General features: G+C 61.7%; 14 protein-coding genes. 7 read left to right on the top strand and 7 right to left on the bottom strand.

Features of this window, described 5'->3' with window-relative positions:
- Positions 1 to 62: 62 nt before the first annotated feature.
- Genes AC1D0N_RS07950 through AC1D0N_RS07960 form a run of 3 tightly spaced genes read right to left on the bottom strand, consistent with a single transcriptional unit; the run spans position 63 to position 3,165 of the window.
- On the bottom strand, positions 63 to 770 hold the full coding sequence (locus AC1D0N_RS07950; protein ID WP_477242879.1) for a transporter substrate-binding domain-containing protein: 708 nt from the start codon (positions 768 to 770) through the stop codon (positions 63 to 65).
- 56 nt (positions 771 to 826) lie between these two features.
- A complete protein-coding gene (locus AC1D0N_RS07955) occupies positions 827 to 1,894 on the bottom strand; it encodes a hypothetical protein (RefSeq protein ID WP_477242880.1) in 1,068 nt (355 codons plus the stop codon).
- Between the two features lie 23 nt (positions 1,895 to 1,917).
- Complete coding sequence (locus tag AC1D0N_RS07960) at positions 1,918 to 3,165, bottom strand: cytochrome P450 (protein ID WP_477242881.1); 1,248 nt, start codon at positions 3,163 to 3,165, stop codon at positions 1,918 to 1,920.
- A 105-nt stretch (positions 3,166 to 3,270) separates the two neighbouring features.
- On the opposite strand from AC1D0N_RS07960, the gene AC1D0N_RS07965 reads away from it, so the two are divergent.
- Positions 3,271 to 4,371, top strand: a complete 1,101-nt coding sequence (locus AC1D0N_RS07965; protein ID WP_477242882.1) for an NAD(P)/FAD-dependent oxidoreductase — start codon at positions 3,271 to 3,273, stop codon at positions 4,369 to 4,371.
- A gap of 32 nt (positions 4,372 to 4,403) precedes the next feature.
- Here AC1D0N_RS07965 and AC1D0N_RS07970 read toward each other — a convergent pair whose 3' ends face one another.
- Positions 4,404 to 5,846 (bottom strand): pyridoxal phosphate-dependent decarboxylase family protein, encoded by a 1,443-nt coding sequence (locus AC1D0N_RS07970; protein WP_477242883.1) that lies wholly within the window; start codon positions 5,844 to 5,846, stop codon positions 4,404 to 4,406.
- Positions 5,847 to 5,896: 50 nt separating this feature from the next.
- Complete coding sequence (locus tag AC1D0N_RS07975; RefSeq protein ID WP_477242884.1) at positions 5,897 to 6,487, bottom strand: hypothetical protein; 591 nt, start codon at positions 6,485 to 6,487, stop codon at positions 5,897 to 5,899.
- Between the two features lie 331 nt (positions 6,488 to 6,818).
- On the opposite strand from AC1D0N_RS07975, the gene clpP reads away from it, so the two are divergent.
- The 4 genes from clpP to AC1D0N_RS07995 all read left to right on the top strand — a co-directional run bounded on the left by clpP (position 6,819) and on the right by AC1D0N_RS07995 (position 12,183).
- Positions 6,819 to 7,448, top strand: a complete 630-nt coding sequence (gene clpP / locus AC1D0N_RS07980; protein ID WP_477242885.1) for an ATP-dependent Clp endopeptidase proteolytic subunit ClpP — start codon at positions 6,819 to 6,821, stop codon at positions 7,446 to 7,448.
- Positions 7,449 to 7,765: 317 nt separating this feature from the next.
- Positions 7,766 to 9,040, top strand: a complete 1,275-nt coding sequence (gene clpX / locus AC1D0N_RS07985; RefSeq protein WP_436161829.1) for an ATP-dependent Clp protease ATP-binding subunit ClpX — start codon at positions 7,766 to 7,768, stop codon at positions 9,038 to 9,040.
- A 260-nt stretch (positions 9,041 to 9,300) separates the two neighbouring features.
- Entirely contained in the window at positions 9,301 to 11,712 is a 2,412-nt protein-coding gene (lon, locus tag AC1D0N_RS07990; protein WP_477242886.1) for an endopeptidase La, read from the top strand.
- 198 nt (positions 11,713 to 11,910) lie between these two features.
- A complete protein-coding gene (locus tag AC1D0N_RS07995) occupies positions 11,911 to 12,183 on the top strand; it encodes an HU family DNA-binding protein (RefSeq protein ID WP_112392385.1) in 273 nt (90 codons plus the stop codon).
- Between the two features lie 83 nt (positions 12,184 to 12,266).
- Here the strand turns inward: AC1D0N_RS07995 and AC1D0N_RS08000 are convergent, their stop codons facing one another.
- Complete coding sequence (locus AC1D0N_RS08000; protein WP_477242887.1) at positions 12,267 to 13,289, bottom strand: aldo/keto reductase; 1,023 nt, start codon at positions 13,287 to 13,289, stop codon at positions 12,267 to 12,269.
- 184 nt (positions 13,290 to 13,473) lie between these two features.
- Between AC1D0N_RS08000 and AC1D0N_RS08005 the strand changes: the two genes are divergently transcribed.
- Positions 13,474 to 14,040 (top strand): SIS domain-containing protein, encoded by a 567-nt coding sequence (locus AC1D0N_RS08005; protein WP_477242888.1) that lies wholly within the window; start codon positions 13,474 to 13,476, stop codon positions 14,038 to 14,040.
- 3 nt (positions 14,041 to 14,043) lie between these two features.
- A complete protein-coding gene (locus tag AC1D0N_RS08010) occupies positions 14,044 to 14,787 on the top strand; it encodes a creatininase family protein (protein WP_477242889.1) in 744 nt (247 codons plus the stop codon).
- A gap of 17 nt (positions 14,788 to 14,804) precedes the next feature.
- Here AC1D0N_RS08010 and AC1D0N_RS08015 read toward each other — a convergent pair whose 3' ends face one another.
- Positions 14,805 to 15,128 carry a hypothetical protein gene (locus AC1D0N_RS08015; protein WP_477242890.1) on the bottom strand — a complete coding sequence of 108 codons (324 nt, stop codon included), beginning with the start codon at positions 15,126 to 15,128 and terminating at the stop codon, positions 14,805 to 14,807.

Genomic DNA, 15,128 nt, shown 5'->3' on the forward strand with positions numbered 1-15,128 from the left:
ATGATCCCGAAAAGTGGTCGCCGGTTTTCGGAAAAGATCATGGTCAAACAAAAGGATAGCAATCACAAAAGCCGATCGATGTCGGTATCGGAAAATCCGTACTCACCCATCATCGCCCTGTGCCAGGGACTTCCCAGCAGATCGTCCAGACCTGCATCAACGCGCTGGCGCAGCGCTGCATTGCCTTTGGCGAGCGCGAAGGCGCCTGCGGCCGGCTGTTTCTCCGTCACCGGAACGTCGATCACCTCAAGCGGCGCGTCGGGTCGCCTGCCCAAATAGCCGCGATGTGCCAGGGCGACACTGGCATAGGCATCGACCACGCCGGCAGTAACGGCCGCTGCCGCTTCCGCCTGCGTGGCAAAAATCCTTATCCGCTCCGGCGGAACGCCATTTTGCAAAGCCGTCTGATGCTGGACCTGGCCTGATATGACGCCGATCAGAGCCGCCGGGTCGCCTGCGATGGAACGATAGCCCCTGAGATTGCGCGGATTGCCTTTCGCCACCAGCAATCCGTCCTGCAACACCCAGATCGGCCGCGAGAAATCGACCAGCTTCCTGCGTTCGTCCGAAACGAAGAGGCCTGTGGTCATGTCCCACTGGCCATCGATCAGGCCGGGAAGCAAATTGGCGAACTCGGTCTCGACGGGTGAAAACGCTTCCAGTCCCAGCGCCTGGCAGAGCTTCTGCGCGAGTATGGCGTCGCAGCCGCCGAGAGTTCCCGAACCGTCGGTGAAGCAGAAGGGAGGCTCCTGCAAAAAAGCGAATCTCATTTTTTCAGTCATGCGATCTCGGTCCTGCGATGGCCTCCTTGAGGGCGGCTCGTTACCTACTTCCCAGGAAACTGGCTGAGGCAGGCTTCGGAAGCCTTGTCGTGCTTTGCCAGCAGATCGACGTCTTCAGCCTCGACATCCGAATCGGAAATCTCGTCGCGATAATACTGCGCCAACAGGTCCAGTCCGATCTGCGTGACGCCCTGGGTCGGCATTTCCCGGGCAAGGCAACCGCACAGGCCAAGCGCGCGATCGGGCGAGCCGATCTTGCGGTTGGCGAGGATAAAATCCTGGCCTGGACAAGCTTCGATGAAGCCATCGAAGCTCAGTTTCTCCTGCGGCTGGTCGCCGTGATTGAAATAGGCCGGCTGCCATTGGCCCTTGCCGGCGACGACCTCGCAGCCCGTTGCGACGTCGCCGGCGTCCCTGGAGACGGCTAGCCAGGCTTTCTCCTTGTCACCGACGGGATAGTCGAATTTCTCGCCCAGGGAGGCGGCATATTGGTCGAGGTCGGCCTGTGCAAAGCCGATCGCCTGAAAGCGGTTGAACTGGCATTGGCATTCGTTGGCGACCTGTTCGGCCTCGCCTTCTTCAGGCTGTTCGCTCGATTTGCTTTTCTGGCAGGCCGCGATGAAGGTAGTACCGTCGAGCGACGTGGCGGGGAAGGTCGAGACTTCAGCGTAGCGATCGCCCGTCCAGCCAAACAGTTTTTGGTCGAGTTGCAGATCGATGAAGCCGTTGCGCTTGAATGCGCCGAGCCCGACCCTGTCCGTGGCCGTCAGCCTTGCGCCTGGAATGTCGCCAAGAACCTCGCGGTAGCTGTCGCCTTCGAGCACGAACAGGAACAGCCCGCACTTCACCCCGTCGCAGGCGGGATCGGCGACATAGACGTAGAGTTCGGAAAACCCGTCGAGATTGAAATCGACCTCGTACGCCCAGAACTTGTCCGCCGGCACGGCCGCGCCCGTCTGGCGTTCGAGCAGTCTGCCAGCCATTGCCCGAGCTATGGCATCGCTGTTTTCCTGCGGGATGTTTTCAGGCTGCTGCTGGGCGAACGCGCCGGCGATGCCTGCGCACACCAGCGCCAGGGCGAATGCCGTCGCCCGCGTGAAAGACAGTCTCATGTCGCGACCCCCGGCCCGCGACATCAAAAACTGACGGCAAGCCTTTCCAGCCCATGGAAATGATAAGTGTCGCGGAAGCGCGGCTGTTCGGCAAGATGCAACCGCGGTTGCCGCTCGAACAGGGTTTTCAGCGACACCTGCAATTCGAGCCTGGCGAGCGGCGCCCCGATGCAGAAATGGATACCGGCGCCGAACGAAACATTCTTCTGGTCGGTGCGGCCGGGCCTGAAGGCGAAAGGTTCGGCAAAGGCGCCGGGGTCATGATTGGCCATGCCGAGCAGCAGCGCGATCTTGTCGCCGGGCTTAAGCACGATTCCAGGCCCGACCTCGATCTCCTCATAGGCATAGCGCAGGAACATGTGCAGTGGGGCGTCGAAGCGCAGGCACTCCTCGACGGTTGCCGCGGTCGCCTCCGGCGACGTGAAGAAGCGCCTGATGTCACCGCCTTGCGCCAGGATCGAGCGCACGGCATTGCCGGTCTGGTGGACTGTGGCTTCATGGCCGGCGTTGAGCAGCAGGATGGCCGAGGATACCAGTTCGTCCTCCGACAGTTTCTGGCCGTCTTCCTGCGCCGAGATCAGCAGCGACAACAGGTCGTCGCCAGGTTTCTTGCGTCGCTCGGCAACATAGCCGCGCAGGAAATCGGAAAAATCGCGGGCAGCGCGATTGGCCGTCACCTCCGTCTCGCGCGTGCGGCGATGCATGTACATGGCCACCATCTCGTGCGACCAGTCGAGCAATTGCGGCCCCATTTCGATGGGAACGCCGAGCATTTCGGCGATGATGGTGATCGGCAAGGGTGCGGCGAAGGCAGGCAGCAGGTCGACCTCGCCCGGTTCGAAGCGGTCGATCAGTTCGTTGGCCAGCGCCTCGACACGCGGCCTGAGCCGCTCGACCTGGCGCGATACGAAGGCGCGGTTGACCAGCGTTCTGAGCCTGGTGTGAACCGGGGGCTCCAGTTCCAGCATCGAGTTGGCCTCGATGCCGTCGAAGGCGGCGAGATGCGTGCGGTCCTGACCGACGCCGCGGCTGTCGGGAATGCCCGCCGGGTTCTGGCGGCCAAAACGGCGGTCGCGCAACAACCGGTTGACGTCGTCGAAGCCGCCAAAGCACCAGAAGCCGTAGTCTTCCCAGAAGAAGGCGTTCGATGCGCCATGCAAAAAGGCATAGGCCGCGTAGGGGTTCTGGAAAAAAGCCGGCTCGTGTGGATCCAGTCGCACATGGCGGCTGGCTGGATCAAAGGCCAGGTAGGGTGGCGTCAAATCGGTCATTCCAGATCATTAGCGCGGCTTGCCAGACAGGCGCCAGACCGTATGTTGGCGCCCGACGGCCCAATGCGTTGAGCCAGCCGACGCGGCTGCGGAAAGACGGTTTTGATGAATGTGATCGTGGTTGGCGCGGGTATTGCTGGGCTTTCGACGGCGTGGTCGCTGGTCAAGGCCGGCCACAGCGTTTCCATCGTCGAGCAAGGGCCGATCCCCAATCCGCTGGCTGCGTCCGGCGACCATCACCGCATCATCCGCCGCGCCTACCGCGCCGGAACCGGCTATGGCCAGCTGATCACCGAAGCTTTTGCGGCCTGGAACGAGATGTGGGCCGACCTGAGGGAAAACCATCTCGATGCGCGCGGCGTGCTGTGCGTCTCGCTCGAACCGGGCGACAAGGGCGATGAATACCGCGAGGGCCTCGAGGAGGGGAACTTTCCTTTCGAATTGCTGGAGGCGGACGCCGCCGTGAAACGCTGGCCGTTCCTCGAGGCTGGTTCGTTCCGCTATGCCTTCCTCTCGCCGGAGGGTGGTGCATTGCATTGCCGCAAGATTGCAGCGGGGCTGGCAGGTTGGCTGCGCGCCAATGGCGCCAACGTCTACGAAAACAGCAAGGTGGTTGAGGTCGACGCTGATGCCGGGCGCATCGTACTGGCGCATGGCGAGACGATGCAGGCCGACCGCATCGTCGTCACCGCCGGCGCCTGGGTGCTGAAACTGTTTCCGGAACTGGGCGGCGAATTGAAGACCTATCGCACCGCGCTCGCCTATGTCGAACCACCGGCGGATCTCAAGGCGGCATGGGAGGCGGCGCCGGCCATCCTCGTCGGCGGCGCGACTGATGGCTACATGATCCCGCTCACGCGCGGCGCCGGCATGAAATTCGGCTCAGGGTTGCACCGGGTGCCGACCAGCGACGCCGACGGGAACCGCCAGCCGGTGCCGGGCGAGGGCGAGGCGATCCGCAACCTGTTTTCGCCGCCGATCGCCCGTATCGGGGAGTACAGGGTGACCGAGGTTGTCACTTGCGCCTACACCTTCACCGCCGACGACAAATTCATGGCGCGTGAAAAGGGCAAGTGCCTGATCGTCTCCGCCTGTTCCGGCCATGGCTACAAGTTCGGCGCCGCCGTCGGCAGGCGGGTGGCAGCGGCCGTCGGCGACGGCGATGTCGCGGGTTTGAAGGCATGGCTGCGGGCAGAGGTGGTTTGAGCGCAAGCCAAGGTCGAAGACTCGCCTGCGGCTCAGCGATTGAGCTCGTCGGCAGCAGCAAGGACTTCGGACACAATCGCCTGTACGTCATCCCCGTTCGTTCGATGATTGACGAAACACGCTCGCAGTGCGAACTGGCCATTGACCGTTGCATTCGACAGATACACGCGGCCTCGCGCGATCACGCGGCGCAGGATCGCTTCATTGTCCTTCGAGCGGTGGCGGAAACAGACAGCGCTTAGCGACACGGGCGCAAGCTGTTCCAGTTCCGGATGCGACGCGATTGTCTGCGCCAACATTTGGGCGTGGCGCAGATCGCGCGCGATGGCTTCGCGATAGGCGCGGCGTCCGTGATACTGCAGCGACATCCAGAGCTTCAACGCACGGAAACGGCGAGAAAGCTCGATCGACTCCTCAAAGAAGGCGAATGCTTCCAGGGGATCTTCGCTCAATATCCTGACATAGTCGTCGCTGTGCGAGAAAGTTGTGCGCGCAATGTCTGGACGACGATAGAGCAGACAGCCACAATCGAGTGACTGATACAGCCATTTATGGGCATCGAGTGACAGCGAATCCGCCAAAGACAACCCCTGGAATATTTCTGGCACGGCCAGCGCCGCCAGTCCCCCATAGGCACCGTCGACATGCATCCACAGCGCCTCTCTCCGCGCGATGTCTGCAATTTCGGGGAGTGGATCGATGGCGCCGGAGACGACGGTGCCGACTGTTGCCACGATGGCGATGGGTATGTTTCCGGCTTCGCGGTCGACGGCAATAGCTGCCAGGAGGGCGTCCGGTCGCATCCTGAGTTTGTCGTCGACAGCAATCAGGCGAAGGTTTCTTTTGCCAATGCCCAGCAGGGCGACAGCCTTCGGAATGGACATGTGCACTTGTTCGGAGGCGTAGACAACGCAGGGCCGTGCGCCTGTTTCGTTGGCTGGGAGCTTCGCTTCACGCGCCATCGCCAACGCCATGAGGTTGGCCGTCGAGCCGCCGCCGCACAGGCTGCCCGTAAATCCGGCGCAGCCGACAGCTTCCGCCAACCATCCAATGACGGCGCGTTCGATCGATGTCGCCGCCGGAGCCGACCGCCACGACGTCACATTCTGATTGAGCACCGCAGCGAGCAGCTCACCCAGCGCGCCGATCGGTTCGCCTGAGCCGACGACGTAACCGAAGAATCTGCCGGTAGCAGGTCGCACATGCTCTGTGATTGACTTGAAGTCCTGCAGGACCTCCTGACCCCGCCCATCCTCCAGCCAGGGCCGCGAGAAGAGTTCGGTCGTATCTTTGCCTCTGGTCGAGGGGTACGCCCGACGTCCCTCAAGCGACGCCCAGTAGCTTTTGGCGAGTTTCAGAGCTTCGTCTGCAAAATCCGATAGTTGTTCATGGGAAATTTCCAGGTCGCGCATGTCCCTCAGCTCAACCGAAATCTTGCCGCGGCGCAGGCTACGCTCCGGGTAGAAATCCAGCAACCCTCATCATTGGGGCCTGTTTGGTGGACATTGAATCCGCGTCTATCCAGCTAGTACTGGCAATGCCGTGGAATGTGCACGCGCCGCCAACTGGTCGAGCCTTCCTGCACCACCACCCGCCGCGCCACCCTCTGGTATGACGGCGCAATCTCGGTGATGCGCCGCCGCTCCGGCCGCACCAGCACTTCATGGGCAACGCTCTCATATTCGGCTGGCAGGACAACCCGTCGGGTACGCTCTGGTTCAACCACAACCGTTTCGGCGACGCGCGCGTAGCGAGCCTTGCGCCAGACCTTGCACAGCACTTTGCGGCCGTGGATGACGCGCCATTCCCAGACATAGCCGCCATCGTCGACCTTGACCGTGTGGTAAACGGTGCGGGTGAGGGCCGGCACGACCTCATAGGTGACGCGGGGCGGCGCGATCTGCTCGACGCGCTCGAGCGTGCCATAGATCGGCGGGTCGTAGTCGACCAACTGCCCGCCGGGGCTGACCATCACGTCCTCATAGACGGTATCGTAGACAGCCGGCGTGTGGATCGGTTCGTAGCATTCGACGGCGCGGCCGCCCGCTGCCGTGCTGGAGATCGTGCTGAGAACAGTCAGCCCGGCAATGGTGAAGGAAGCAGTTTTCCTGAACATCGTACTCCCCCTGTTTGAACTCCAGACACAAGCTCAACGTTGAATTGTAGGGGAAGCCGGGCCGGCGAAAAGCGGTTTCGCCGGATTTCGTTAAGCGACGCGGTTAAGGAATTGCTACCCGGCGATGGTTTCGCCCGCTCGCCGACGATGATAAGGGCATCGGACAGATCCTGCTTGGCAACCTTAATTCGACTTAACCGGATGGCTAGGCCGGTCGGCCTTGCGCAAGGGTGAGCCGGCATCCTATTTACATCTCAACGATCCAGAACCGATTCTGCCCGACTTGCTCATCCCCCGGCGCCGGAATCCCACCTTCAAAAAGGGATAGTCCATGAAAAACCCCGTCGAAACCTATATGAACCTCGTTCCGATGGTGGTCGAACAGACCAATCGCGGAGAGCGGGCCTACGACATTTTCTCGCGGCTCTTGAAAGAGCGCATCATTTTCATCACCGGCCCGGTCGAAGACGGCATGGCGACGCTGGTTTGTGCACAGCTTTTGTTCCTCGAGGCGGAAAATCCGAAGAAGGAAATCAACCTCTACATCAATTCGCCGGGTGGCGTCGTCACCTCCGGCATGGCGATCTACGACACCATGCAGTTCATCAAGCCGGCGGTGTCGACACTGTGCATCGGCCAGGCGGCCTCGATGGGCTCGCTGCTCCTGACCGCCGGCCACAAGGACATGCGCTTTGCCACGCCGAATGCCCGCATCATGGTTCACCAGCCTTCCGGCGGCTTCCAGGGCCAGGCTTCCGACATCGAGCGCCACGCCCAGGACATCATCAAGCTGAAGCGCCGTCTCAACGAGGTCTATGTCAAGCACACCGGCAAGACCTACGAGGAGATCGAGAAAACCCTCGACCGCGACCACTTCATGACCGCCGACGAAGCCAGGGATTTCGGCCTCATCGACAAGGTCATTTCGTCGCGCGAGCCGGTCGAAGGTGTCGCGGCATAAGCGCTTCGTGGCAGTTGGATGGCGGTATCTCCGATCGCGGAGGTGCGTATCCTGCGCTTTTGGCGCGGCTTGCGGCATTTCGGCCACAATTGGCTGTTCCCTCGACGGGTAGGATTGCCTACGTTAAGGCTATGTTGAGTTTCGACGGCTTAGCTTTGCGTGGGGTTGTTGCGAATCATTGCCACGTTTTCTGATTTGTGTTTCGTACGGAATACGTTGCGGGAGCCGGGACACTGGCGGCGGCGATTTCCCGCGATAGATTGAATATGCGCCCTTTCAGCCAGACCATCGGCGGGCGGCCATGAAAGGACATGAAAATGAGCAAGGTCGGCAACAACGGCGGTGATTCCAAGAACACGCTTTATTGCTCGTTTTGCGGCAAAAGCCAGCACGAAGTGCGCAAGCTGATCGCCGGTCCGACGGTCTTCATCTGCGACGAGTGCGTCGAACTCTGCATGGACATCATCCGCGAGGAGAACAAGACCTCGATGGTGAAGTCGCGCGAGGGCGTGCCGACACCGCAGGAGATTCTGAAAGTTCTCGACGATTATGTCATCGGCCAGCCCTACGCCAAGCGCGTGCTGTCGGTGGCCGTGCACAACCACTACAAGCGCCTGGCGCATGCCGGCAAGAACAACGACGTCGAACTGGCCAAGTCGAATATCCTTTTGATCGGCCCGACCGGTTGCGGCAAGACGCTGCTGGCGCAGACGCTGGCCCGCATCATCGACGTGCCGTTCACCATGGCGGACGCGACGACGCTGACCGAAGCCGGTTATGTCGGCGAGGACGTCGAAAACATCATCCTGAAGCTGTTGCAGTCGGCCGACTACAATGTCGAGCGCGCCCAGCGCGGCATCGTCTACATCGACGAAATCGACAAGATTTCGCGCAAGTCCGACAACCCCTCGATCACCCGCGACGTGTCGGGCGAGGGCGTGCAGCAGGCACTTTTGAAGATTATGGAAGGCACGGTTGCCTCCGTGCCGCCGCAGGGCGGCCGCAAGCATCCGCAGCAGGAATTCCTGCAGGTCGACACCGCCAACATCCTGTTCATCTGCGGCGGCGCCTTCGCCGGGCTGGACAAGATCATCTCGGATCGCGGCAGAAAGACCTCGATCGGCTTCGGCGCCATCGTCGCTTCGCCGGAAGATCGACGCACCGGTGACGTGTTCCGGCTGGTCGAGCCCGAGGATCTCTTGAAATTCGGTCTGATCCCCGAGTTCGTCGGCCGTCTGCCGGTCCTGGCGACGCTGGAGGATCTCGACGAGCCGGCGCTGATCCAGATCCTGACCGAGCCGAAGAACGCGCTGGTCAAGCAGTACCAGCGGCTGTTCGAGATGGAAAACGTCGACCTGACCTTCCACGAGAATGCGCTCTCGGCGATCGCCAAGCGCGCCATCGAGCGCAAGACCGGCGCGCGCGGCCTGCGTTCGATCATGGAAGCGATCCTGCTCGACACCATGTTCGAGCTTCCGGCGCTGGAAGGCGTTCGCGAAGTGGTTATTTCGGAGGAGGTGGTTACCGGCAGCGCCCGGCCGCTCTACATCTACTCCGAGCAGAAGGAAAAGAAGGGCAACGTCAGCGCCTGACGTAAGCCCGCAGTAGAAGTTTTTGAAACGGCGCCGCGAGGCGCCGTTTTGCTGTTGCGGATGTGCCGCGTTGTGACGAACGGATTGTGCTGGCTCTTGATCTTTGCCCCTCGTGCATCCAACTAACAAAAGAAGGCCGAGGGGCCGAGTTCTGTGCTGTAAAACTCCCGTCACAAACGGTGGTAGGCGGAACGACCCTCGGTCGTTAATATGAGATTCGCGGTTGGCCGATTGGTGGCCGCGACATGAAAGGTTGGACAATGGCCAAAGTATCCAAGGCACCCAGCAACGGCGTCTTCGCAGTCCTCCCACTGCGCGACATCGTGGTGTTCCCGCACATGATCGTTCCGCTCTTCGTAGGGCGTGAGAAATCGATCAAGGCGTTGGAAGAGGTGATGGGTCAGGAAAAGCAGATTCTGCTTGCCACCCAGATGAACGCCGCCGATGACGATCCCGAGCCCGGTGCCATTTTTGACATCGGCACGCTCGCCAATGTGCTGCAATTGCTGAAACTGCCGGACGGCACCGTCAAGGTGCTGGTCGAAGGCGCTTCGCGCGCCAAAATCGTCTCGTTCACCGACCGTCCCGACTTCCACGAGGCCCACGCCGCGGCGCTGGTCGAGCCGGAAGAGGAAGAGGTCGAGGTTGAGGCGTTGGCGCGTTCCGTCGTCACCGACTTCGAGAACTACGTCAAGCTGAACAAGAAGATCTCGCCCGAAGTGGTGGGTGCCGCCAGCCAGATCGACGACTATTCCAAGCTCGCCGATACGGTCGCTTCGCATCTTGCCATCAAGATCCCCGAGAAGCAGGAGATGCTGGCCACGCTTTCCGTCAAGGAGCGGCTGGAAAAGGCGATGGGCTTCATGGAAGCCGAAATCTCCGTCCTGCAGGTGGAGAAGCGCATCCGCTCGCGCGTCAAGCGCCAGATGGAGAAGACGCAGCGCGAATACTACCTCAACGAGCAGATGAAGGCGATCCAGAAGGAACTCGGCGAAGGCGAGGACGGCCGCGACGAGGCTGCCGAGATCGAGGCGCGCATCAAGAAGACCAAGCTCTCCAAGGAGGCCCGCGAAAAGGCGGAAGCCGAATTGAAGAAGCTCAGGACGATGTCGCCGATGTCGGCTGAATCGACCGTCGTGCGTAACTATCTCGACTGGATCCTGTCGATCCCGTGGGGCAAGAACTCCAAGGTCAAGCAGGACCTGGCTTTTGCCCAGAACGTGCTCGACACCGACCATTTCGGTCTCGACAAGGTCAAGGACCGCATCGTCGAGTATCTCGCCGTGCAAAGCCGCCAGAAGAAGCTGAAGGGGCCGATCCTGTGCCTCGTCGGCCCTCCCGGCGTCGGCAAGACCTCGCTCGGCAAGTCGATCGCCAAGGCGACCGGCCGCGAGTTTATCCGCATGGCGCTGGGCGGCGTGCGCGACGAGGCCGAGATCCGTGGCCATCGGCGCACCTATATCGGCTCGATGCCCGGCAAGGTCATCCAGTCGATGAAGAAGGCAAAGAAGTCCAATCCGCTCTTCCTGCTCGATGAAATCGACAAGATGGGCCAGGATTTCCGTGGCGATCCGTCGTCGGCCTTGCTCGAGGTGCTCGATCCCGAACAGAACTCGACGTTCATGGACCATTACCTCGAGGTCGAATACGACCTGTCGAGCGTGATGTTCGTGACGACGGCGAACACGCTGAACATCCCTGCGCCCTTGATGGACCGCATGGAGATCATCCGTATCGCCGGCTACACCGAGGACGAGAAGATCGAAATCGCCAAGCGTCACCTGATGCCCAAGGTGATCCGCGATCACGCGCTGCAGCCGAAGGAATTCTCCGTCGGCGAGGACGCGATCCGCGGCATCATCCAGACCTACACCCGTGAAGCGGGCGTCAGAAGCCTGGAGCGCGAGCTGATGAAGCTTGGCCGCAAGGCGGTGACCGAGATCCTGAAGACCAAGAAGAAGACGGTGAGCATCACGGCGGCGAACCTCGCCGATTACCTCGGTGTCCAGCGCTTCCGCTTCGGCCAGGTCGAGGCGGACGATCAGGTCGGTGTCGTCACCGGTCTCGCCTGGACGGAAGTCGGCGGCGAGTTGCTGACGGTCGAAGGCGTCATGATGCCCGGCAAGGGCCGCATGACGGTGACCGGCAATCTGCGCGATGTGATGAAGGAATCGATTTCGGCGGCGGCCTCCTATGTCCGCAGCAGAGCCATCGATTTCGGCATCGAGCCGCCGCTGTTCGACAAGCGCGACATCCACGTGCACTTGCCGGAGGGCGCCACGCCGAAGGACGGTCCATCTGCAGGTGCAGCCATGGCGACAGCCATTGTGTCTATAATGACAGGTATTCCGGTCCGGGCCGATGTGGCGATGACTGGCGAGATAACGCTTCGCGGCCGCATCTTGCCGATCGGCGGCCTCAAGGAGAAGCTGCTCGCCGCACTGCGCGGCGGCATCAAGAAGGTGCTGATCCCGGAAGACAACGCCAAGGATCTGGCGGAGATTCCGGACAACGTGAAGAACGGCATGGAAATCATTCCGGTCTCACGCGTCGGCGAGGTTCTGAGGCACGCGCTGGTGCGTATGCCGGAGCCGATCGAGTGGGTCGAGCCGGTCAATCCGCCGGCCGCGGTTGACAACGGCGATGATGCCGGAAAGACGCTGGCGCATTAGCATTTGCTAACGTTGCAGTGCACAAATGGAAAGCCGGGCCTTGAGCCCGGCTTTTTCATGTGAAAAACCCACCTTTTCCGGGCTTTTTCAAACTTTTTTGCCGCTTTTTGACTTGGGTTTGGGAACGCTTCTTTCTAAAGTCCCTTTCCTGCCGGATGAGTCGAAGAGTTCCGGTTTTTCTCATGGAAGGGAATTTTTATGAACAAGAACGAACTGGTTTCCGCTGTCGCTGAATCCGCGAGCATTTCGAAGGGTGACGCACAGTCGGCGGTCGATGCGGTGTTTTCCGTGATCACTGGCGAACTGAAGAAGGGCGGCGATGTACGGCTCGTCGGCTTCGGAAATTTCACCGTCTCCAAGCGCGCGGCGTCGACTGGCCGCAACCCGCAGACTGGCGCGGAAGTGAAGATTCCGGCGCGCACCGTGCCGAAATTCTCGGCCGGCAAGGGCCTCAAGGACGCGGTCAACTAAGACCATTTTTTCTTTTCAGAGAACATGAAAAGCCGGGCTTGCCCCGGCTTTTCTTTTTTGTGCGCAATGAGGGCGCGCAGGCCTTACGCCGTCGGCGCGTCCGCCCGCATCAGCCCTTCCTGCTTGAGATCGGCCCATAGGGCCGCGGGCAGTTTGGCATCGAGCAGCGAGCGGTTGCTTTCGACCTCGCTCGGCCGCTGGCCGCCGGGGATCACCGAGACGACGGATGGGTGCAGCAGCGGGAACTGCAGCGCCGCCTCGATCAGGCGCACGCCGTGGCGTTTGCAGACGGCTTCGATGCGGGTGACGCGGTCGAGTACGCCCTGCGGCGCTTCCGAATAATTGTAGTAGGCGCCGGGCTTGGGTCCGGTGGCCAGGATGCCTGAATTGTAGGGACCGCCAAGGACGATGCCGATGCCACGCTTCTCACAGAGCGGCAGGAAGGTCGCAAGTGCCGCCTGTTCCAGCAGCGTATAGCGCCCGGCAAGCAGGAACAGATCGAAGTCGCCGCGCTCGGCCAGCGTCTGGCAGACCTGCCACTCGTTGATGCCGCCGCCGAACGCCTTGATCACGCCCTGGTCGCGCAGGGACAGCAGCCCGTAATAGCCGGAGGCCATGAACTCCTCGATGCGCTGGTCCGAGGCTTCCTTGCTGCCATGGGTGAAGATGTCGACGTCATGCACGAACAGAATGTCGATGCGGTCGACGCCGAGCCGTTCCAGCGAGGCTTCGAAGGAGCGCATGACGCCGTCATAGCTGTAGTCGTAGACCTCGCGGCGCGACGGAGTGTCGAAGAACTTGCCGATGCCGGTGCGCTGCTCCGGCGGGCAGGCGCGCATGATGCGCCCGACCTTGCTCGACAGCACATAGTCGTCGCGCTTCTTGCCGCGCAGGAACGGATTGAGCCGCGTTTCCGACAGGCCAAGCCCGTAGAGCGGCGCGGTGTCGAAGTAGCGGCAGCCGGTCGTCCAGGCCGCTTCCAGCGTCGCATTGGCGTCCTCGTCGGAGACGGCGTGGTAGAGGTTGCCGAGTGGCGCCGTGCCGAAGCCGAGTTCGGTAAACGCGATGCCGCCATTGCCGATGCGGTCGAAATGCCGTGTCTTCATGTCCTGCTGAAATCCTGGATTGATTTGTCCGACATGACACTATCACGCCGGAGGCACAGCAAAAGCCGCCACGGCGGTTGGACACGCATTTTCGCGGTGATAGCATGAACAAAAACAAGCCTTTCCCCGGAAGAGCGCAACCAGGAATCTCCAGCCACAGCCTTGGCAGACAGATGGGACCCTCATGACGAATACCGGCTCGGATATGTTTGCGACTGCGCTGCAAGAGCTCGGCGCCGTGCTGGCGTGGGTCGATGAAAGCCGCATCGATGCGGCCTGCGCCATGCTGGCCGGCGCCAAACAGATCGTCACCTATGGCTGCGGCCGCGAGGCGCTGCAGGTCAAAGGTTTTGCCATGCGGCTCTATCATCTCGGCCTGCCGGTGTCGGTGGTCGGCGACATGAACACGCCGCCGCTTGGGTCAGGCGATGTCTTCCTGGTCAGCTCCGGCCCGGGTGAAACGTCGACCGTGCTGACCTTGATGCAGGTCGCTCGCGAAGCCGGCGCAACCGTCCTGCTACTCACCGCCGAGGCCGGCAGCAGCGCGGCAAAAGGTGCCGACTTCACCTTGCTCATTCGCGCGCAGACCATGGCCCGCGACCAGGGGCCGGAAAAGACCTCCATCCTGCCGATGGGTTCGGTGTTCGAGGGCGCGCTGTTCCTGCTGTTCGAAGTGATGGTGCTGAAGCTCAAGGCAATTACCGGCGCAACGCCCGAAGCGATGCGCGCCCGTCACACCAACATGGAATAGGCCATGCGCTACGAATTGATGCTGCCGCACCAGATCCGCAAGGCGATATCAGAGAACTGGCCGGTGGTGCTTCCGCTCGGCGTGCTCGAATACCATGGCGAGCACATGGCTGTCGGCATGGACACGCTGGCGGTCGTCAAGATGCTCGACCTGTTCGAAAAGGAGGCCGACATCGTCATCCTGCCGCCTTTCTATTACGGCGCGGCGAGCTACGTGGTGGCGCCGCCGGAGGGCAGCGGTTCGGTGCAGGTCGGCGGCAATGCGCTGGCGCCGTTCGCCGAGGAGCTGTTCTACGGCCTGTTGCGCGTCGGTTTTCGCAACATCCACGCCATCATCCACCACCAGACCGAGAATTTCGCCGCCGGCATGCCGACCGATCTCGCCTTCAAGACCGCCGGCCGGCAAGCGATCTTCCGCTTTTTGGAGAAGGAGCGCGGCGAGGGCTGGTGGGGCGCAAAGGAGATGGCCGACTACTATTCCGGACACGCCGCGGGCGAAAACTTCTTCAACTGGGTGCAGGTGCATCCGCTGATGCCGGCGGCCATGAACGGAAAGTACCCGTTTGACCATGCCGGCATCGGCGAGACCTCGCTGATGCTGGCACTGTGCCCGGAGGCGGTCGATGCCGGCCACTTCGCCGACAATACTGGCTGGTACACGGCGAGCGCCCCTGACGCCTCGGCGGAACTGGGGCAAAAAGGCGTGGCGATGATCATGGATCATCTGCGCAAGACGCTTTCGCGCTAGTTGCCAGTCAACGAGTGCTAAGCGCCGGATGAGCCGGCTCTTTGCCTTTCGGCCCTATACTCGGCGATCGACTTCTCCGGATCGCTCTTGGTCGCCACCGCCCAGATGAAGGTGCCACCGCCGGCGATTGCCAGGATGGCAAAGAGCGCGATGCCGAGCGGAAACGACTTGGTGTAGAGCACGGTCAGCAACATGGACAGACCACCTCCCACCATCGCCACCACAAAGCCGGCGATCACCGCGCGGCCTTGCCAGGCGATCGGCATGACGCCTTTGCCGTAGCGGTCGCGGCCGACATAGCCGACGCGGATGTTGCGGGCGAACCAATATGGGCCGGCCAT

This window comes from Mesorhizobium sp. P2_E10 (genome assembly GCF_056404235.1).